This is a genomic window from bacterium, assembly GCA_035370465.1.
Lineage (GTDB): Bacteria > Ratteibacteria > UBA8468 > B48-G9 > JAFGKM01 > JAGGVW01.
The window spans coordinates 1-20,717 of record DAOOVW010000029.1; the positions used below are offsets into that span (position 1 = coordinate 1).

The following is a 20,717-nucleotide window of genomic DNA, read 5'->3' on the forward strand; positions in this document are numbered from 1 at the left end:
AATAAAATTCCCACTTGGAAAATTACCCGGTGATATAATAATAAAAAAAGAAAATTTTGTATTTTATTTCCCAATTACAACTGGTATTTTAATTAGCATAATTTTAACCTTAATATTTTCAATAATATGGAGGAAATAATGGAAAGGAAGAATGGGTGGGAAGTTTTCTCTACAGAAGAAAAAAATAATGTTTTTAAATTCTGTGATGAATATAAAGAGTTTATTTCAAGAAATAAAATTGAGAGAAAACTTGTAAATGAGTGTGTTGAAACTGCAGAAAAAAATGGGTTTAAAGAAATAAATAAATATAAAAACTTAAAAAAAGGAGATAAATTTTATAAAAAAAACAAAGAAAAAGAAGTAATTTTCGGTATAATCGGTAAAGAAATTTTAAAAAAAGGGGCAAAATTTATTGTCTCTCATATAGATTCTCCACGACTTGACCTAAAAACATCTCCTATTTATGAAGATGAAAATATTTGTCTTTTAAAAACCTACTATTATGGTGGAATAAAAAAATATCAATGGTTAACAATTCCTCTTGCTCTTTATGGTATAGTTATTTTAAAAACAGGTGAAAAAGTTGAAATTGAAATAGGAGAAAAGGAAAATGAAAGTATTTTTACAATAACCGACCTTCTTCCACATCTTTCAAAAGACCAGTATAAGAAAACAATTGAAGAGGGTTTCCCAGGAGAAAACTTAAATGTGTTATTTGGAACAATTCCATTGACAGAAAAAACAGAAGAAAAGGAAAAAGTTAAGAAAAATGTGATAAAAATTTTAAAAGAAAAATATGGAATTGAAGAAAGTGATTTTATCAGCAGCGAACTTCATTTTGTTCCTGCTGGAAAAGGAAGAGATGCGGGAATAGATAAAAGCATGATATTATCTTATGGACAGGATGATAGAGTTTGTTCCTATACATCTTTTAGAGCAATAAATGAAATAGAAAACCCTATAAAAAGTGTGTTTTGTATTTTGGTTGACCAGGAAGAAATCGGTAGTTATGGAACAACTTCAGCACAATCATCATTTTTTAGATATTTAATTGAAGAAGTAGTTGAAAAAACAGGTGGCACGCTTTCTGATATAAGAGAACTATTTGAAAATTCAAAAGCAATCTCTGCTGATGTTGATTCTTTATTGGACCCAAACTTTAAAGAGGTCTCAGACCCAAGAAATACAGCAAGAATTAATTGCGGTGTTGTTTTAAACAAAACAACAGGAGGAAGAGGGAAGGGAGGGAGTATTGAACCATCAGCAGAATATATTGGATATATAAGAAAAATTTTTGACCAGAATAATGTTTTATGGCAGACAGGTGAAATAGGGAAAATAGAACAGGGGGGGGGAGGAACAGTAGCGACTTATTTTGCAAGATATAATATTGATACAATTGATTGTGGAACAGGTGTTTTATCAATGCATGCACCTTTTGAATTAACAGGAAAAATTGATATCTACTCTACTTACAGGGCTTATTTATCATTTTATAAGGAGGACTAAAAATGGCACTTTCAGATTTAAAAATTTGGATTCCAAATCCTTTAGAAAAAATTTTTAAGGAAGATTTACCTAAAAAAGAACAACAGGTAAAAAAAGAGATTTTTTTATTTTCTGCAAAAAATGAATATGAATCTTTTCAAATTGCTCTGAGAAGTTCTGTTATGTTGAAAAATGTAAGAGTTGAGTTTAGTGATTTACTGAATGTATCGGGTAGTAAAATCTCAAAAGAAAACTTAAAATATAATTTTGTAGATTATGTCCCAGTGAATATAGATAATTCTGGATTAAAAGAAGTAGTTCGTATTTCTCCTGGAGAGTTTCCAGATCCTCTATTAGAGGATAAGAGTATAGATATTCCACCACAAGAAACCAAAACTATTTGGTTCACAATTTATGTTCCTCCAGATGTAGAAGAAGGGAAGTATAAAGGGGAAGTAAAATTACTTACTAATAAAGGTACTTTTTCTATAGATTTAAATTTAAAAGTGTGGAATTTTATTTTACCTAATGAGTCCCATATGTATTTAACAAATTGGATAATGTCCCCTTCTGCATTATCTAAATTTCATAGAGTTAAAATTTGGTCTTCAGAATTCTGGAATTTGGTAGAAATGTATGCGAAAAATATGAAAGAACATCGCCAAAATGTTATTATAACTCATTTATTTGAACTAATTAATTTTTTTACAGATGAAAGAGGAAATTTAATTTTTGATTATCAAAACTTTGACAAATGGGTAAACATATTTTTAAACAATGGAGTAAAATTAATAGAAGGTTCTCATTTAGCAGGAAGAGTAGGAACATGGAATGACCCAAATCTTTATTCTCCTCTTATTAAAGTAAGAACAAAAGAAGGAAAGATTATTTTTCACTCCAGAATTTTGGTAGGGCATTCAGATTTTTATAAATATATAGGAAATTTCTTAATGTCCTTAAGAAATCACCTAAAAGAAAAAGGATGGATTGATAAATTCATTATTCATTTATCTGACGAACCTGATAGTATATGTGCACCTTCTTATAAACTTTTAAGCAAAATAGTAAAAGATTTTTTCCCAGAGGTAAGAAGAATTGATGCTGCTACTATACCTGATATTGTTGGTTCAATAGATGTATGGGTGCCTCTATTATCTGGAAACTTTTCCTCTTTCTTTTTAGAGCGGCAAAATTTTGATGAAGAAGTTTGGTGGTATACCTGTTGTGGTCCAAGAGATGATAAATATCCCAATAGGTTTATAGATTATCCATTAATAAAAGTTAGGATTATCCATTGGTTAAATTATAAATATAATGTAAAAGGATACCTTCACTGGGGATACAATTACTATAAAGATTGGACAGGAAGTGAATTTATAGATCCATGGAAAGAAAATACTGCTAAAATGTGGCCACCTGGAGACCCTTTTATTGTATATCCTGGAAAAAATAATAAAATTTTAAATTCCATTCGCTGGGAACAAATTAGAGAAGGAATAGAGGACTATGAATATCTCTATTTGTTAGATAAGAAAAACCCAAAAGTTTTACAGAAAATACTTTCCAGTATATTACCAAATCTTACTGATTATACAAGAAATCCAGTTGATTTACTAAATATGAGACAAAAAATAGGTGAAGAGATAGAAAAGAAATAATTTTTATAATAAAATGGAAAAAATTTCTGTATTAACTAATAAAAGAAATGAATTTTTAGAAATAACTTCAAAAATAGAAGAAAAAGTGAAAAAAAGTAATGTAAAAAATGGAATTTGTTTTATATATATTCCACATACAACCTGTGGTCTAACAATAAATGAAAATGCTGACCCTTCAGTAAAAAATGATATTTTAAATAAATTAGAAGAAATTGTTCCTGAAAATTCTGGATATACTCATACTGAAGGCAATTCAGATGCCCATATAAAATCAAGTATTCTTGGACATTCTCTTTTTGTTTTCATAGAAAATGGTTCATTAAAATTGGGTACCTGGCAGGGAATTTTCTTATGTGAATTTGATGGACCGCGAACAAGGCAGGTCTGGATAAAAATTATGTAGGAGCAAAATAAATGGAAATTACAGGTAAAAACTTGAATGAAATTATTGAGTTATCAAATTTAGTTTTCCGACCGAAAGAAAAGAGTATGAAAATAGAAACACCTCTAATGTGGGAAAAAGGAAAACACTTTGTTATTAAAGAAAATGAAGAAATAGTTTCGTTTATTGGAATGGTAGAAGAAGAAATAAATGTTTTTGGATATAAAATGAAAATTGGTAATATCGGGAATGTATGTACCCATCCAGATTACAGAAATAAAGGTTATGCTACCTGTCTTTTAAATGAAACAATTAAAAAAGCAAAAGAAGATAAATTGGTATATCTTATGATTTCAGGTGGAAGGGAATTATATAAAAGAGCAGGGGCGGTCAGTATGCCTTTTTATTTTTATCAATTTTCTGGTAATAAGGGAAAAACAGATTTTAGAGTAAGAAGATATAAAGATGATTTGTATTGTGAATGTATTAAAATTTATCAAAAAGAGCCTGTTAGGTTTTTGAGAGAAAATAAAGGATTTTCATCACTTTTTTCTTTGTATAACGGAAAATTTAAGAAGAAAGTAATGCATATGGGAAGTAAAATCTGGATAATTTCAAAAAATAAAGAAATTTTGGCTTACTGGGCAGAAGGTGAAACAAAAGATGGAATTTCTATTGGTTATAATAGAGAGTATGGTGGAATAAGAGAATTGTTAGCAAAGGTTTGGAAAAGTAGAGGGAAAAAAGTAAATATTTATATACCTTTGTGGGATGAGGAATTAAAATATTATTTAGGAAAAGAGAAAGAAGTAAAAGAAATGGGGACTATTCTTCTTATCAATCCAAATCTTCTTATAGAGAATTTAAGTGGATATTTTATAGAAAGAGGAGTAGAAATTGATTATTTAAAAAGAGAAAACAAAATATTATTAAAAGCAAATAAAAAAGAAAAGGAATTTAAAGATAATAAAGATTTAGCAAGATTTCTTTTACATTTAAATAATGAAGAAGTATGGAAAAATATTTTTCCAATACCATTACCTTTTTATGGATTTAATTATGCATAAACTTCTCAAATGGAAAAAGTAATATTTTTTATTGATGGCATAAGAATAGTAATAAAAATAGGAGATATAACAGAAGAAAAAGTAGAGGCAATTGTAAATCCAGCAAATACAAATCTCCTAATGGGTGGTGGACTTTCATTAAAAATTAAAAATAAAGCAGGTATTGAAATAGAAAAGGAAGTTAAAAATAAAAGGTATATAAAAAAAGGAGAGGCAATCTGTACAGGTGGGTGGAAATTACCTTCAAAATATGTAATTCATACTGCTACTATGGGAATGGATTTTAAATCCGATTACAAAACAATAGAAAAATGTATGGAAAATACCCTGAATTTAAGTGAAAAAATGAAAATAACTTCTATTTCTTTTCCTGCTTTAGGATGCGGAACCGGAAAACTTAAATTAGAAAAGGTCTCACAAATTATGATTGAAAAAGTCATGAAATTTTTATCAAGAAAAATATTTTTAGAAGAGATTAATTTTGTTCTTTATAAACAGAGTGATTTTGAAAAATTCCTATCAGTTGCAGAAAAATATTTGATTGATATAACAAAAAAAACATATAAAAACCCAGTTCCAACAGTTGATATAATAATTGAATATAAAAAAGATATTATTTTAATTGAAAGAAAAAATTACCCTTATGGTTGGGCTTTACCAGGTGGATTTGTTAATTATGGAGAATCGCTTGAAAAAGCAGCAGAAAGAGAAGCAAAAGAAGAAACAGGACTTGAACTTGAAGATTTAAAACAATTTCATACATATTCACAGCCAGGAAGAGACCCAAGATACCATACAATTTCAACGGTATTTACCGCAAAAGGAAAAGGCAAATTGAAAAGTGGAGATGATGCTAAAAAAGTAAAAATTTTTAATAAAGAAAATTTACCTGAAAATGTTGCTTTTGACCATAAGACAATACTAAGTGATTATTTTGAATGTATAAGTTCATAAATTATGAAGTTATGAACTTAAAAAGTTAAGGAGTTATTAATTATGAGCGAAAAATCAATTTTAAGTGGAATGAGACCAACAGGACCATTGCATATAGGACATTTATTTGGTGCCTTAAAAAACTGGAAGAAATTACAGGATGATGGATATAAATGTTTTTATATGATTGCTGATTATCATGCATTAAGCACAGAATATGCTAATCCACAAAAAATAAAGGAAAATGTGGAAGAAGTGGCAATTGATTTTCTCATTTCTGGACTTAATCCTGAAAAATCAACAATTTTTATTCAATCACTTGTTCCTCAACACTCTGAATTACATCTTTTATTTTCAATGTTTGTTCCTATTCCATATCTTGAAAGAAATCCTGTGTATAAAGAGCAGATAAAGGAATTGAAGGATAAGGACTTACATACTTATGGTTTTTTGGGTTATCCTATATTACAGGCAGCAGATATTCTTTTATATAAGGCAACTTATGTTCCAATAGGAGTTGACCAATTACCACATCTTGAACTTACAAGAGAAATTGCAAGAAGATTTAATTACCTCTATGGAGAAACATTTCCAATTCCTGAAGCATTATTGACAGAAACACCTAAAATTCTAGGAACAGATGGGAGAAAAATGAGTAAATCATATAATAATTGTATTTATTTGAAGGACTCTCCAGATATAATAAAAAAAAGGGTCTCAACAATGTTCACAGACCCAAAAAGAATTTACAGAAAAGATAAAGGACATCCAGGAAAATGTCCTGTATTTATGTACCAGAATATTTTTAATAAGGAAAGGGTAGGGGAGATTAAAAAAAGTTGTAAAGAAGGTGAAATAGGATGCACTGATTGTAAAAAGGAATTAGGAGAAAAGGTTGTTGACTTTTTAAAAGATATACAGGAAAAAAGAGAAGAACTTTCTAAAAATAAAGAATATATCTGGAAAATTTTAAAAAATGGTAGTGAAAAAGCAAGAGAAGTAGCAACAAAAACATTAAAAGATGTTAAAATTAAAATTGGAGTAAATTATGAATAAAAATATTGAAAAATTAGTAAAGGAAGGGATTAAGAAAATTTCTCCTTATGAACCAGGGAAACCAATTGAAGAATTGCAGCGAGAATATAAGGTAAAAAAAACAATAAAACTTGCTTCAAATGAAAATCCTTTTGGTCCTTCTAAAAAAGTTAAAAAAGCAATAGAAAAAAGTATAGAAAATATCAATAGATATCCAGATGGCTCATCTTATGAGTTAAAAAATGAATTATCTAAATATTTAAAATTACCTGTTGAAAATATAATGATAGGAAGTGGTTCAAGTGAAGTTATTTCTTTAACACTTGAAACATTCATAAACCCTGGAGAAGAAATTCTTTATCCCTGGCCGTCTTTTACAATGTATAGAATTTTTGCTTTGAAAAATAATGCTATTGGAGTTGAAATTCAACTTGAAAATGATTTTTCATACAATCTTACAAAATTTCTTGAAAGAATTACTCCAAAAACAAAAGTTATTATTTTATGTAATCCAAACAATCCAACAGGAACAATTATAAAGAAAAGAGAGATGGAAAATTTTATAAAAAATTTACCAGACGATATTATTTTAATTTCTGATGAGGCATATTTTGATTATGTTGAAAGTAATGATTTTGGAAGTGCTTTCCCATTTTTCAAAGAAAAAAATATTATTATATGTAGAACTTTTGCTAAAATATATGGACTTGCAGGACTTAGAATTGGTTATGGAATTGCCAATAAGGATATAATTGGGTATATTGAAAGAATAAGACCTCCTTTTAATGTAACTACTCCTTCTCAAATGGCTGCAATTGCATCTCTTGATGACCAGAAATACATTGAAAATGTTAAAAAGAAAACAATAAAAGGGAAAAAATACCTATATTCTGAATTTGAAAAAATGGGAGTTGAATATACCCATTCTGAAAGCAATTTTATCCTATGTAAATTTGGGAAAAATACAAACAAAATTGTAAAAGAACTTGAAAAAAGAGGAATAATAGTAAGAGGTATGGCTTCATTTGGTCTTCCTGAATATATAAGGATTACAATTGGAACAGAAGAGGAAAATAAAATTTTTATAAATAACCTTAAAGATATTTTAAAGAAATAACGCCAGTAAAGGGGAGGAGGAAAAAAATGATTAAATTGGGTATAAATATAGACCATGTCGCAACATTAAGACAATTAAGAAGAGAGGTATTTCCTGACCCTGTTGGTGCAGCAGTTATATGTGAACTTGCTGGTTGTGATTCTATTGTATGCCATTTAAGAGAAGATAGAAGACATATTCAGGAAAGAGATTTAAAATTATTAAAAGAAGTCGTCAAAACAAAATTAAATTTAGAAATGGCTCTTTCTGAAGATGTAATTAAAATCGCATTAGAAACAAAACCAGACCAGGTTACAATTGTTCCAGAAAAAAGGGAAGAATTAACAACAGAAGGTGGACTTGATGTGATAACGAATTTTGAAAAAATAAAAAAAGTCGTTGAAACTTTCCACAAGTCAGGTATAAAAGTAAGTATATTTATAGAACCAGACCTCAATCAAATAGAAAAGGTAAAAGAGACAGGAGCAAATTTTATAGAAATTCATACAGGAAAATATTCAATAGTTAAAACAGAAGATGAAATTTATAATGAATTAAATAAAATAATTAAAGGTACTGAATTCGCATTATCAATTGGTTTAAGAGTAAATGCTGGACATGGACTTGATTATAAAAATGTGACACCAATATGTAAAATAAATGGGATAGAAGAGTTAAATATTGGTTATAGCATAATTTGTATGTCTGTTTTTACTGGATTACATAAGGCAGTAACAAAAATGATTAAAACAATAAGAGAAAATGAAAGAAAAGATTAAAGAGTGTTTTAAAGAGCCAGTACGGGGCAAAATAAATCTTTTTAATTTGTTGATAGGGGGTGTTTTAACCTTCTTCCCCATTGTAAATCTTATTCCACTTGGATATTTAACTGAAAAATTAAGAAGAAAGTTAGAAAATAAGGAAAAAGTCGTTGGATGGGAAAATTTATGGTATTTAATGAAATCAGGGTGGAATACTTTCATCTTGATTTTAGGATACTTCTGTATTGCCATTTTTTTCGTCTTTTTAGGGGTAATCTTTATATTTCCCCTTTCCAGAGGCAAAATTATGTCTATTTTTTTCTTCAGAGGCATCGTTTTAATTAATATAGGAACAATTATCTTTCTATTAGGGCTTTTTTTCCTCCCATTTTCAATACCTGTATACTTAGAAACAAAATCATTAAAAAAAGCATTTGATATAAGAGAAGTATTATCTCGCATCCTTTTAAAATTAAATGATTATCTTGTTCTATATATAACAATTATAGGAGTCATTGTTTTTTCTTTTGTAATAACATTTCTTTTACTAAACTGGGTAATGGGGTTATTATTAGGCGGTTTTTTATATTTTTATGCTGGTTCCGTCATTATAAATTTAATTTCAAAATTTTTCCCCAAAAAGTATTTTACAGTTCAACTTCCATTTTAATTTTAAATAAATAAAAAAAATTTTACTTTCAGAAATTTTTCAATAATTGATTTTTAAAACATTCTATAATTTTATTAAAATTCTCATAGTATTTCTAAAAATATAAAATCTAATTATCAATTCTTTATTATCTTAATGATTTTCAAAAGGATATAGAAAAACAGTCGGATAAGATATATTATGTTAACTTTTTATTGTTTGGCAACTTTACTAAATCAGGGAAAAATATTATTATTTGTTTTTTTTAAAAAATTTATTTTATTAAAATTTTTTCTGAGATTAATTAGAACATATTATTGAAAATCAATAACTTATGTTTCAAAAATTCTTACAAATATAATTGAAATTTCATAAAGAAAAATTAAAAGAATTGCAACAAAAGTTTGAGTAATTATATCAGTTGTAGGAGTTATTATGGCAGATAAAATAAAAGCTCCAACAATTGCATATTTCCTTTTTTGTTTTAGAAAATTTGACTTAACTAAACCAATAGCAGCCAGAGCACTAAAAAAAACTGGTAAATTAAAAACCAGTCCTAAAAGAATCATAAAAATAAGCAAAAAATTCAAATAGTACCCAATAGAAACAAAAGGAGTAAGAACTCCTTTACCAAATGAAAATAAAACCTTAATTCCAAGTGGTATAATAAAATAGAAGGTAAAAATTACCCCTGAAAAGAAAAAAATAGGAAAGAAAATGGAGATAACCTTACTTATTTTTCTCTCTTTTTCTGTAAGTGCAGGAGATACAAAGAGATACAACTGAATAATAATGTGTGGGATTGAGATAATACCCCCTATAAAAACACAAATTTTCAGTATGGAAAAAAATGGTTCAAGAGGTCTGGTAAAAATAACATTTTTTTGATATTTTTTCAGGGGTATAATCAGAAAATCCAAAATTTGGGAGGAAAAAAAGTAAGCAATTACTGAAATAAGTACCCATATAACAATTATCCAGATTATTCTTCTTCTGAGTTCTTCAAGATGTTCAATAAAAGAATATTCATTTTGATTTTTTTTCTGTGTCTTCATCCTTTTCAATCTCTTCCTTTGTCTCTTTAAGCCCTTTTTTAAATTCTCCCAATGCTTTTCCGATTGACCTACCTATTTCAGGTAATCTTTTTGCCCCAAAAAGCAATAAAATTATGAGAAGAATTAAAATAAGTTCACCCGCTCCTATATTAAACATATTACCTCCTTAAATTTTCAATCGCACTGCTCCTTTTGTTGAAATACTAATTGCACTTTCTCCAATAACAGGACAATTTTCCTCACACAATCCACAACCAATACATTTTTCATAATTAACATATGGTCTTCTTTTAAAATCAAGGAAAATTGCTCCTTCTGGACAATATTCTAAACATACAAAGCAATCTTTCTCTTCTGTCCAGACAAGACATCTTTTTTTATCAATTTCTGCTGTTCCAATTTTTAATTTTTCATCTATTTTTTTTATTGCCTGCGATGGACAAACATCTCCACATGCTAAACACATAATACATCCACCTTTTCTTGGAATAATTTCAGGAGTCCCAAATGAGAAAATATCTTTATTTATTGGTACTGAAAACAAGCAATTTGAAGGACAGACCTTAAAACACTCTCCACACCTTATACATTTATAAATAAATTCATCCTCTTCTATTGCTCCTGGTGGTCTTATAATACTCTTTTTTGAATAGGTATTTTTTCCCTTAAATTTATATCTCCCACTTACTAAAAAAATTGAAGAAATAAATAAAAAATTTTTAAGAAACTCTCTCCTTTTCAATCTTTCTTCTCCTTTTTTTTATTAAAAAATTTCTAAGTTTTACTCCAATTAAAGAATAAAAAAAACCCAACGGACATATATTTAGACACCATAATCTATTCCATAAAATACTCAATAGTAAAATAAATAAAAATACAAATAAATACCAATTTTTAAATACAAATGCACGAGTAATAATGACAAAAGGGTCAAAAAACCAAAAAAAATTGGGAATTTTAACAAAATTGACTAAAATTGCAGTAAAAATTATCAAAATAAACAAAAATATGTTTAATTTTTTCAGAAAAATAGGCCTTCTCCTTAAAAATTTCCATTTTTTTCTTAAAAAAACCATATTTAAAATGTCAATAATACCTCCAAATGGGCAAATCCACCAGCAAAAAAAATTCCCGAATAAAATTAAAAGAAACAAAATAACTAAAGAGGGAAAGAAATAATAAGTGAAATGGCAGGTAGAGATTGTTGTAAAAATTGCCAATAGTGCATCAAGTCGAAAAAATAAATTGACAGGAATTACATTTTTAATTAGATATTCATTTCTTATCAATAAATAAAAAAATATAAATATAAATATAAGTTGGCACAATCTTCTTAAATATTTTTTAAACATTTTTTATATTCACTTTATTTAAGTCAGCAATACCAAGTCCCATTTCTTCTGCTATTTTTATATGCGGGATATTATAAGGATCTTGTCCAAGTAATTTTGTTCCATAAGCATCAAGAGATACAATATCAGTTCCTGCTGCAACAATTCCTATATCTTTAACAACCCCTGGACCCTGAGGACCCATTGTTAAAAGGATTTTTGTAGCATCCATTATAGTTAAGGATGGTTTTATATAATAAGTAATTTCTGCTATACATCTATGTAAATCAGTTCTATGAAAAAAGCCCCTATCTTTAACAATTCCCATTAAGTTTTTCATCCCAATAGTTACTTTTGAACCACCATGTACTTTAACAATAGGAACATTTATAAACACATCAGAATCAAGAACTTCTTCAAGAATTTCAGCATTTTTTAAAATTTTTGTTCCTTCTATATTTACCTGTTTAAATTTTATAGGTGGTTTCATAATTCCACCACCCTTTTCAACCACCTCTGCAATACCTGATATCTTATATGTCACCTGCCAGGGATTACATGGATTATCAATAACTATAACTTCTGAAGCCCCTGCTTTTTTACACAATTTTACTATACCTAATACAACATCTGGATTTGTAGTTGCTGCCTGTTCAGGGGTTCTATTCCATGCAATATTGGGCTTTATAACAACTTTACTACCTCGCTTCACAAACTTCTCTATCCCCCCTACCCCCTTTATTGCTCTATAAGTATTTTCCTCTGGGTTTCCTCCCTTCGCAACATAAATTTCACTTCCTTTACTCTGTGCATAAGATAATTTTCCAAACTTTAAGTGCCTTGAAATTTCAAACCCAGCAATTGCTAAAAATGTCCTTTTTAAAAATTCCCTTCTTTCCATTTCTTCCCCCTATGTTTTTCATTTTCATTAACTTATATTCCACTATTTAAAGTAATTTCTTAAATCAAATTTTATATTTATATTATACCATTAAAATATAAAACAAAAAATTTTATAATTTTTAATAAAGTTATCTTATATTATAAAAAATTCCAATTTATTTTCGTGGAAATAGATAAAAGAAAAAAAAGATTTATTTCTAGGCAAAATTTCTTACTTTAAAAAATACGGGAGAAAAAAATAAAAAAGGGTATTTTTGTCTATTTTGATATTTTTAGTGGTTAATTTCACCTTTTATGTGGTTCTTTTTTTTGTAGTATATCCAATAAACAAGAGTTATAATTACAACAAATATAATAATTAAAATTGTAATTTCATTTGAATATTTTTTAATTAAGTCCTTCTTATCTCCTATAAAATATCCCAAAAAAGTGAGAATACTAACCCATATCCCTGCCCCAACGATTGTATAAACAGAAAAAATAAATAAATTCATTTTTGCAAGTCCTGCTGGTAAAGATATATACTGTCTTACTCCTGGAATTAATCTACCATTAAAAGTTGAAATATGCCCATGCTTTTTAAAAAATCCTTCTAATTTTCCTAATTTCTTTTCATCTATAAATAGATATTTACCATATTTAATTAAAAACTTCCTTCCATACTTTTCAGCCAGAAAATAATTAAATAATGCCCCTGCATAACTACCGATAACTCCAAAAAGAATTGAAACCCATAATGAAAGTTTACCTAAATAAGATAGATATCCAGCAGGAATCATAATAACTTCACTTGGGAATGGGAAAAAAGAACTTTCTAAAAACATCAATACAAAAATCCCAAAATATCCCCACCCCCCTATGCTTCTAACTAAAAAAGCATTAAATTCATTCATTTTTATCCCTTTTCTCTATATAATAACATTTTACATTTCTTATGAGAAGATTTATTATGTCTAATTCGGTATATTGACTAAAAATATAATTGGTTTATTTTTATGAGGAAAGAGGCAAAAAGATGGTTAAAAGAAGCAGAATTTGATATTAAAGCGGCAAAAGATAATTTAAAAGAGGGCAACTTCAATATATACTTATTCTATTAAAATTTTATTGAACGAATGTAAAAAGTTAAAAGAAGTTTTTCATAATTGTTAGAATATGGGAAAATATTGGAAATGACAGACATTCCCATTGAACCGCTCTGTTATACTTATCAGGAATTTAATAAATTAAAAAGGGAAAATAGTTTTATCAAGGATATTTTAAAACAAACAAAAAAACTTTAATTCTATAACTTCTTAACTTACGAATTTCATAACTTCTTAATTTATTTTGAAACAAATTCTGGCTAAATATGAACTGTTAAAATGGATCTTTCTTATTTAATCTGCATTTAAAGTATTTAATTTATATTTTAATAACCTCACAATTTTAATAATTTATGCTTAGAGATATTTCTTCTTCTTACTTAATTGATAAAGTATTTTCATCAGTTTATTCTGTCTATACTTTTTATCCATTTTTTTCTCTTTATTATACCAAATCTTCACTCCTAACTTTAATTCTTTCCTATCTCTTTGAGTATCACTATCTTATCCAGAGGCTCGCCCGTAGGGTCTACGCCCGAGGGGATTCTTTGGACAAATATTACTGCAACTTTTTTAAGAAAGAACCTAAAGTTTTATCATTACTATATTTTTGATGTCAAATTAGTATAAGTCATTAATTAGGCAACAATTGGAACATTAACTGCTGTTGGGTTTTCTTCTATAATTTTTTTAAGTAAATCTAAATATTCTTTCTGAATATTATTATATTTTTCTTTTATTTCTGGGTCTGCTTTTTCTTTTAATTGTTTTGAGATATTATATTTTTTTACCTGTAACTCTCCAAACTTTAAACCCACCTTTAAAAATTCTACTCTTTCAAAAACTTTTTTATTTTCTATGTTTTTAGAAATATTTTCTGCTTTTTCTAAATATGAATTTAACTTTTGAAAAATATCATCACTATATACTTCTAAGATATTTATTTTCTTTTCAGCCGCTTCATTACAGACATTTTCAATAAGAGAGAAATACTTTTTAATATATTCAGATGCTCCCTCAAACCCTTTCTCACAATAATCATCTATTAGGGAATCTATATTTATTTTATCAGGATTCCAGTGTGATTTGGCTAAAACATAATATGTCAACCCCATCAATGCCCAGTGCTGTTCACAAGAATCAAAATCGGTTCCTATCATTCCAGAATCATATAAATACTTCATATCTTCAAATATCTTATGAGAAAAGTTCTGTGGAACAATATTATCTCTATTTGCAAGAAGAGAATTAGGTCTATAAAACATTTTGTTTCCATATTTTGACCATTCATCCCAATCTTTTAATATTTGTTTCCTTGCCTCGTCATCAGTATAAGACCCATTAACAAAACATATTATTAAATTAGGATGTGGTTTTACATTTATTGGTGGTGCATAATAAGCACTATAAGCATCATATCCCAAATGTTTATCAGGAAATACTTTTGATACTCCTTCTGCAATTTGATTGGAAAACCATAAAACTCTATCTGTAAGAGATACATATTGAAAAGGTATTTTGTTTCCTGTTGTATAATCATAAAGAGTTATTGGTCGTCCTTCTGGTGGGTCTAATTTCCTACAATTCTCACACATACAAAAAGTCGTTCTTCCTCCATCATTTAAGCCAATTGCTACACCATCTTGTGTTGGTTTTTTTCCTAATTCCTGTATTTTGTTTTTAATAATTTCATTTATTAGTTCTCTATTTGAAAGACATAAACGACAGCGGTCAGGTGATAATGATTGGTCTCTAATTCCATTTGGTTGAAGTGCAAACCAATCAGGATGGTCTTTTCCATACTTTTCCCAATAATCACCATAAGAATGTGCTCTATATACTTGTTTATGACCACCCATTCTATGCCAAGCCAACCATCCATCATCTGTTTCCTCTGATTGAGTTGTCTTAGTTAAGATGTTTTTATATTTCTCACCGTCAAAGTTTAATTTCTTCAAACCATCAAGTATTCTGGAACTTTTGGGAGAGGTAACCCTTATATTTCTTGTCCATAAACGTGGAGATTCTTTTATATCTAATTTTGAAATATACAATGTATTCTTCTTTGGAATAACCTTTCCTAATTCACCAGGCCATAAATATCTACATCCTAATTCTTCTAAAAATGTATAAGTTGCATGTCTTAACCCTTGCTCGTCATTACCACTTATAACAACTACATTACCTGCCGTCTTTATTATCATCCCTTCTGGACCTAATCCCTCAAAAGAAATACCTAACTTATCAAGAAAATCATAACTACCTATTAAAATAAAATTAAAGTTTTTCAACTCCCCATTTACTTCTATCCCTGAAAGAGAATATCTTGGATTCTTTAAATCAGAAATCTTTAACATAGAAATTTCAGTATCAGTTATTTTTTCAATATGTTCTTTTATTATTTTTGCTGAACGACTTTCTTTTGCACTAGGATTTCCTGACAGCAAAATTCCTGCTTTTGCCTGTCCATTTTCTACTAAAATTAGTTGATTATCCCCATACATTGACTTACAAAAAATACTTAAAAATAAACCACAGACAGAAAAAAATAATAGTTTTTTATTACAACTTTTCTTCATTTTTTGCCTCCTAATGGTATTGGTTCCCATTTTTCTTTTTTTATTTCACCACGAGCAGGGTTTCCTTGTAATATTGCCTGAAAGAGTGTATTACGATATTCCTCTACTTCAGGGTCTAATTGTTTTTTCTGGTATAATCTGAAAAGTGGTGTCCCAAACCAATACACTTTCCCTTTTCCTATTATATTCTCTGTTATAAAAGGTGATAAAACTTCCCCATTTTCATCAACCTGCACTGCAAGAACTTCTGCACTTGATACATTACTTATTGGTGTTGTATCTGCTATCCAATCATATTCTTCCTTTTTAAGATGAGCAGTTATTGGTGATTTTTTATTCACTATTTTTACTTTATAAGGACTTTTTCCTCTCGGATATCTTGGATAATAACCAAATCCTAAAAGATGAGATATTGCCCCTAAATTCCTACCTTCTGCTAATCCATCAAAAGCACAGCAAGTAATAATTATAACTCCTCCTGATTTTAAATATTCTTCTACTTTCTTCAGAACTTCTGGGTCTGTCCACATATTCCCTTTATTTTCTTTGACAGTTGGTAATTGCCCAATTCTCTCTGCCATATATATAACTGAAAAATTATAATATTCACTTGGTTGTAACCAGTCATCAAAAACTTTATATTCAATACTCTCTGGTTTAAAAATTCTGTATTCAACAGCAGTTATTGGACCTCCATACCCTAAAATTGCAACTGGTTTTTTCACCTCATCCGCTAAAGCAACTAAAAATATACTTAAAAATATAAACAAAATTATAACTTTTTTCATTTCCACCTCCTAAAAATCCATTGTGGTTAATTATACTTTATAAAATCTTCTTTAAAAAATAACTAAATTGCTTAATACCTAATAATACTCCCCTATCATCTCCTCCTAAAATAATAATTATTCTCTTGCCATCGGCAAACGGATTGTTTGTTTCTATCACTGCATAATCACCTTGTTTTGGATATGAATTTGTATAACGCTCTTTTAAATAGTCCTCTTTATTGATTATTTGTTGAATTATTGGGTCAGCAAGAGTTCCTGCAACAATAACTGATGTCTCTTTAACAACTTTTTCCAATGGTTCTGCTTTTATTTCATTTAATGTGCCTTGTGAAAGTTTATCTATCAGTGGGAACATATCTGCTGATGATATCCCTTTGCCAATAGATGGAAAATACACCAATTCTCCTTTATCAACTAATTTTACTTCTCCCCATCTTATATCATATTTTAGTTTTTTACCTGTCTTTTCTAATATATCTTCCAACAAATCCAATAATACCTTACGCGCCTCTATACCCTGTTCAGGTGTGAAATCTTTTATATCAGTCCTTTCCAAACCACCTTTAATTGGTTGTCTAACCATGTGAATAATGGCATCTTCATCTTCACTTACAATTTTAGATAATTGTTCCTGCCATTTAATAAGTTGTGTAGTTTCAACTAATTTTATCTCCTCAACTGCTTTTATAAGATGTTGTGCATAACGATATAGATTAGCATTATCTATACCATCACGAAGTCCTTCCCAAGCAGGTGAAGAAAGTGGTCCTACTGGTGTTGGGAAAATTATTAAAGCACCAAGTCGTTCTCCACCACCTCGTAAATATTCATGATTATGAAATCCAGCAAGATTATGTTGACCTATATACCAGCCCTTAGAGATAAAATATTGATAGTCCAACGATGAAGTTCCACTACCAATATATTCCCAGATTTCATCAGTCGGTCTTAAAATTCCTTCTTTTACCCACTTTTCAACAACATCCGGCTCTGAAAAACTGCCACACTGATACATACGAAAATAAGGTGATAGAACTTTTAATTCTTCTGGCTGCCCAAGAAGTGCATCCACAGTAGTAAATGGCTGCCACCCTATTTCCTGTAAAACTTTACCAACTTCTGCCATTTTGGGATATATATCTGTTGGTTGCTCATCAAGATTTTTTATGAAAATACTATTCTTAGGATAACCTCTTTCTTTCACATACCAATACAATTCTTTTAAAGCCCACTTTGTAAATCCTTGTGGAACTTCAGTAGAATAATACTCTGTCTTAAAACGAATTAGCCCTTGTTTAATTCCTTCATATATCCAACCATTATAATAACTAAAATCTAAAAATTTATTCTCTAATTCTTTCTCATCTACATTTTTATAAAGTTTTTCATAATTTAAAAATAGTTGACCACTATCTCTTGCTCTTGCATTATTTAAAATCCATCTTCTATCTGCTTGAAGAAAATCTGCATTATGCTGTCCTAAATCACAAAGATAACTTTTCAGTCCACGCAAATTCTCTTCTGGATGACCAAAACTTCCAATATACCCTTCTACCTCTAAACTTACTAATTGGTCTGGCATACTAATTTGTCTAATTTTTATATTTACAGGAATTTTGAGAGTTGAACATTTATCAGGGCTAATTATGATATCAAAAATATAGTCTCCTGGCTCTAACTTATCTGTTGAGAAAGTTAACCATAAATATTGTTTTTTATTTCCTTCAAACCTTTTATTTGAAACTAATTTGTGTAAGATAAATGGATCCTCATATCCCCATATACTTGCATCAAATTCTTCTACTTCTTCAATCCTCATTTTTGGATATATTTCAACTGGAAAACCTGTCTTGATATCTCTTAAATTCGTTGCTCCCCAAGAAACCATTCCTATATCTTCTTTCAATGGGTAGTAAACTATCCTAAATGACTCAAACTCACCTTTTACTAAATCTAAATTATATCCTTTTAATAACTTTCCTGCTTCTTCCCCTATTTCACTATATACCATATAACCACGTTTTTTATCTTCTTCACTTGGTTGAGATATTTCTTTTTCTTCTTCTTTTTTCCAACCAGAAATGTCCTGGTATTCTGATATTGATAAATATTGTATTTTACGCTCATAAGGACCATCAACAAAATGACCTGCTCTTAATGAGAGTATATCTTCAAACTGCCATTTTGTTTTACCAGTTGTAATTACTTCCCCCTTTAATACATAAAAACCTTTTTCAGGACATCCAGTTGTTATATATTTGGTTTGCGGTTTATCTACTACAACATTTTTAAATGATATTTCTGGGATATTTTTTACTATATTCCCATTAAAATCTTCAAGATGTAAAATTATTTTTACATTTGAAAGAGATTTCCATATAGATGATATTTTTATTTCTAACATAAGTTCTTTTTCTGTTTGACTAATATCTCTTATATCAAGAAGATAATCGGGTTTTGCATCTATGAGTGTCTCAAAACCATGTGTTAGAATTATCAATAATTTGTATGTCACTTTCTTGCCTGCTGGAACTGATTTGTAAAACCACTCATAAGTAGGACGAGGAATTCCCCCTTTCCACATGTACCATCCTGTATATCCATCATCTAAATGAACAAAAGTCAGTCCTGTAAGTTTTTTCTTATTTAAAAAAGCATGCCAAGGTGCTCCTACTTGTTTCTTTATCTTTTGAGAAAATTCTGGCATTTGTCCCGGGCTTTTTGTTGGACTAAATCTGCGAACTCCTTTTATTGTCGGTACACAGTATATATCTTCATCTGAAACTACTTCTCCTCCCGGTAAAATCCCATTCCTTACAGCAGTATCGTTATAAGTCATCTTTTTCTGACTCTCATTTATATATGTATAACTTACCCCTATTATTGGCACTTTATCATAAAACGTTAATTCTTTTATTACACTCTGTTGCTTTTCTTCATCTTTATAACTTAAACTTATTTTTATCTCATTTTTATTTGAACTTAATATTTTAAAAACATATGGTTTATTTTCACGACCTCCTTTATCATCAAGAAGTCCTCCCCATAATGAGCAGTTATTAGAAATTACTGAATGTAAAAGTTCTGTATTTGTTTCTTTATCTATCAAAGAAAGAATCCTGCCACCTGCATCTGGAACTATTGTAACTTTATAGTATGGTGTTTCTATTACTTTGCTTTTTTGTCCAGTTGGTTGAAATATATCTTCCTTTAAAATTATTCCTCCTTTTGCAGTAAACAAGAAACTTATAAAACTTAATACTAAAAATAATTTAAAATTCCTTTTCCTCATTTTTTTTCTCCTTTTATTGGTCAATCCAACCAGGGACGCCAAAATGCATTCCAATAGGACTTATATCTATCTGCCCATTTAGGTATATCTTCTACCCTTTTTGGTGCTACATGTCCATCTAAAAAAAGTATATTTGCATAACCCATATGATGAAAACCCATCTCATCAGGATAAGCATCAGGAGTTATTCTATATGTGCCAGAACTATTTTTTGTAACATCGGAAATTAAAAATCCTGTTGTAGAATGTTTCATCCTATCCAATTTCCAAAAGAAACCTGGTAAATATGAATTCATTGCATAAGTCATCCAACCCGTTCCACCTCCAGTCCATTTTGTATGAGAAGGACAAATCCATACCCTTTTTATATCATATCTCTTCAATGGTATATATGGATCAATATATTTATCCCAAGAAGAATATGGACTTCCAAAAGGCCTGTATGCAGGACACCACCCATCATAATCCTGGGCATACATAAAAAACCCTAATCCTATTTGTTTTAAGTTATTCATACAGCTTGCTTGTCTTGCCTTTTCTCTTGCATTACTTAATGCAGGTAATAACATAGCGGCAAGAATCGCTATTATCGCTATTACCACAAGCAACTCT

At 28.9% G+C, this 20,717-nt stretch carries 21 protein-coding genes and 1 pseudogene; 12 read left to right on the forward strand and 10 right to left on the reverse strand.

The window, feature by feature from the left end:
- The 11 genes and pseudogenes from PLW95_05265 to PLW95_05315 form a co-directional block, all read left to right on the forward strand.
- Positions 1 to 139 (forward strand): DUF2905 domain-containing protein (locus tag PLW95_05265; GenBank protein ID HOV22072.1); only part of this gene is annotated, 139 nt, incomplete at its 5' end.
- Positions 139 to 1,509: an aminopeptidase gene (locus PLW95_05270; GenBank protein ID HOV22073.1), complete on the forward strand. Its 1,371-nt coding sequence runs from the start codon at positions 139 to 141 to the stop codon at positions 1,507 to 1,509. The genes PLW95_05265 and PLW95_05270, both read left to right, overlap by 1 nt.
- Positions 1,510 to 1,511: 2 nt before the next feature.
- Positions 1,512 to 3,146: a DUF6067 family protein gene (locus PLW95_05275; protein HOV22074.1), complete on the forward strand. Its 1,635-nt coding sequence runs from the start codon at positions 1,512 to 1,514 to the stop codon at positions 3,144 to 3,146.
- 13 nt (positions 3,147 to 3,159) lie between these two features.
- Positions 3,160 to 3,549, forward strand: coding sequence for a secondary thiamine-phosphate synthase enzyme YjbQ (locus PLW95_05280; GenBank protein ID HOV22075.1), 390 nt, complete (start codon positions 3,160 to 3,162; stop codon positions 3,547 to 3,549).
- An 11-nt stretch (positions 3,550 to 3,560) separates the two neighbouring features.
- Entirely contained in the window at positions 3,561 to 4,595 is a 1,035-nt protein-coding gene (locus PLW95_05285; protein HOV22076.1) for a GNAT family N-acetyltransferase, read from the forward strand.
- Between the two features lie 9 nt (positions 4,596 to 4,604).
- Positions 4,605 to 5,009: pseudogene (locus PLW95_05290) on the forward strand (macro domain-containing protein).
- Between the two features lie 132 nt (positions 5,010 to 5,141).
- Complete coding sequence (locus tag PLW95_05295; GenBank protein HOV22077.1) at positions 5,142 to 5,549, forward strand: NUDIX hydrolase; 408 nt, start codon at positions 5,142 to 5,144, stop codon at positions 5,547 to 5,549.
- Positions 5,550 to 5,591: 42 nt separating this feature from the next.
- Positions 5,592 to 6,584 (forward strand): tryptophan--tRNA ligase, encoded by a 993-nt coding sequence (gene trpS, locus PLW95_05300; protein ID HOV22078.1) that lies wholly within the window; start codon positions 5,592 to 5,594, stop codon positions 6,582 to 6,584.
- A complete protein-coding gene (gene hisC / locus PLW95_05305) occupies positions 6,577 to 7,680 on the forward strand; it encodes a histidinol-phosphate transaminase (GenBank protein HOV22079.1) in 1,104 nt (367 codons plus the stop codon). The genes trpS and hisC overlap by 8 nt, the downstream gene beginning before the upstream one ends.
- 26 nt (positions 7,681 to 7,706) lie before the next feature.
- Positions 7,707 to 8,438: a pyridoxine 5'-phosphate synthase gene (locus tag PLW95_05310; protein HOV22080.1), complete on the forward strand. Its 732-nt coding sequence runs from the start codon at positions 7,707 to 7,709 to the stop codon at positions 8,436 to 8,438.
- Positions 8,422 to 9,090 carry a DUF4013 domain-containing protein gene (locus PLW95_05315; protein HOV22081.1) on the forward strand — a complete coding sequence of 223 codons (669 nt, stop codon included), beginning with the start codon at positions 8,422 to 8,424 and terminating at the stop codon, positions 9,088 to 9,090. The genes PLW95_05310 and PLW95_05315 overlap by 17 nt, the downstream gene beginning before the upstream one ends.
- A 311-nt stretch (positions 9,091 to 9,401) precedes the next feature.
- Here the strand turns inward: PLW95_05315 and tatC are convergent, their stop codons facing one another.
- From tatC to PLW95_05345, 6 genes are all read right to left on the reverse strand, one after another.
- The gene (gene tatC, locus PLW95_05320) at positions 9,402 to 10,124 is read right to left on the reverse strand and encodes a twin-arginine translocase subunit TatC (protein HOV22082.1); all 723 of its coding nucleotides are present in this window, start codon (positions 10,122 to 10,124) and stop codon (positions 9,402 to 9,404) included.
- The gene (locus PLW95_05325; protein ID HOV22083.1) at positions 10,096 to 10,281 is read right to left on the reverse strand and encodes a twin-arginine translocase TatA/TatE family subunit; all 186 of its coding nucleotides are present in this window, start codon (positions 10,279 to 10,281) and stop codon (positions 10,096 to 10,098) included. Before PLW95_05325 ends, tatC begins: the two co-directional genes overlap by 29 nt.
- Before the next feature lie 9 nt (positions 10,282 to 10,290).
- Positions 10,291 to 10,866 (reverse strand): 4Fe-4S dicluster domain-containing protein, encoded by a 576-nt coding sequence (locus tag PLW95_05330; protein ID HOV22084.1) that lies wholly within the window; start codon positions 10,864 to 10,866, stop codon positions 10,291 to 10,293.
- Positions 10,844 to 11,476, reverse strand: coding sequence for a 4Fe-4S binding protein (locus PLW95_05335; protein HOV22085.1), 633 nt, complete (start codon positions 11,474 to 11,476; stop codon positions 10,844 to 10,846). Before PLW95_05335 ends, PLW95_05330 begins: the two co-directional genes overlap by 23 nt.
- A complete protein-coding gene (locus tag PLW95_05340; GenBank protein HOV22086.1) occupies positions 11,469 to 12,356 on the reverse strand; it encodes a DUF362 domain-containing protein in 888 nt (295 codons plus the stop codon). The genes PLW95_05335 and PLW95_05340 overlap by 8 nt, the downstream gene beginning before the upstream one ends.
- 274 nt (positions 12,357 to 12,630) lie before the next feature.
- Entirely contained in the window at positions 12,631 to 13,251 is a 621-nt protein-coding gene (locus PLW95_05345) for a DedA family protein (GenBank protein HOV22087.1), read from the reverse strand.
- 102 nt (positions 13,252 to 13,353) lie between these two features.
- Between PLW95_05345 and PLW95_05350 the strand changes: the two genes are divergently transcribed.
- A complete protein-coding gene (locus tag PLW95_05350) occupies positions 13,354 to 13,458 on the forward strand; it encodes a HEPN domain-containing protein (protein ID HOV22088.1) in 105 nt (34 codons plus the stop codon).
- A gap of 623 nt (positions 13,459 to 14,081) precedes the next feature.
- Here PLW95_05350 and PLW95_05355 read toward each other — a convergent pair.
- From PLW95_05355 to PLW95_05370, 4 genes are all read right to left on the reverse strand, one after another.
- A complete protein-coding gene (locus PLW95_05355) occupies positions 14,082 to 16,022 on the reverse strand; it encodes a DUF4838 domain-containing protein (protein ID HOV22089.1) in 1,941 nt (646 codons plus the stop codon).
- Positions 16,019 to 16,810 carry a hypothetical protein gene (locus PLW95_05360; GenBank protein HOV22090.1) on the reverse strand — a complete coding sequence of 264 codons (792 nt, stop codon included), beginning with the start codon at positions 16,808 to 16,810 and terminating at the stop codon, positions 16,019 to 16,021. The genes PLW95_05355 and PLW95_05360 overlap by 4 nt, the downstream gene beginning before the upstream one ends.
- Before the next feature lie 37 nt (positions 16,811 to 16,847).
- Positions 16,848 to 20,105, reverse strand: a complete 3,258-nt coding sequence (locus PLW95_05365) for a hypothetical protein (protein ID HOV22091.1) — start codon at positions 20,103 to 20,105, stop codon at positions 16,848 to 16,850.
- 20 nt (positions 20,106 to 20,125) lie between these two features.
- On the reverse strand, positions 20,126 to 20,717 hold a 592-nt coding region (locus PLW95_05370; protein HOV22092.1), incomplete at its 5' end, for a DUF1559 domain-containing protein.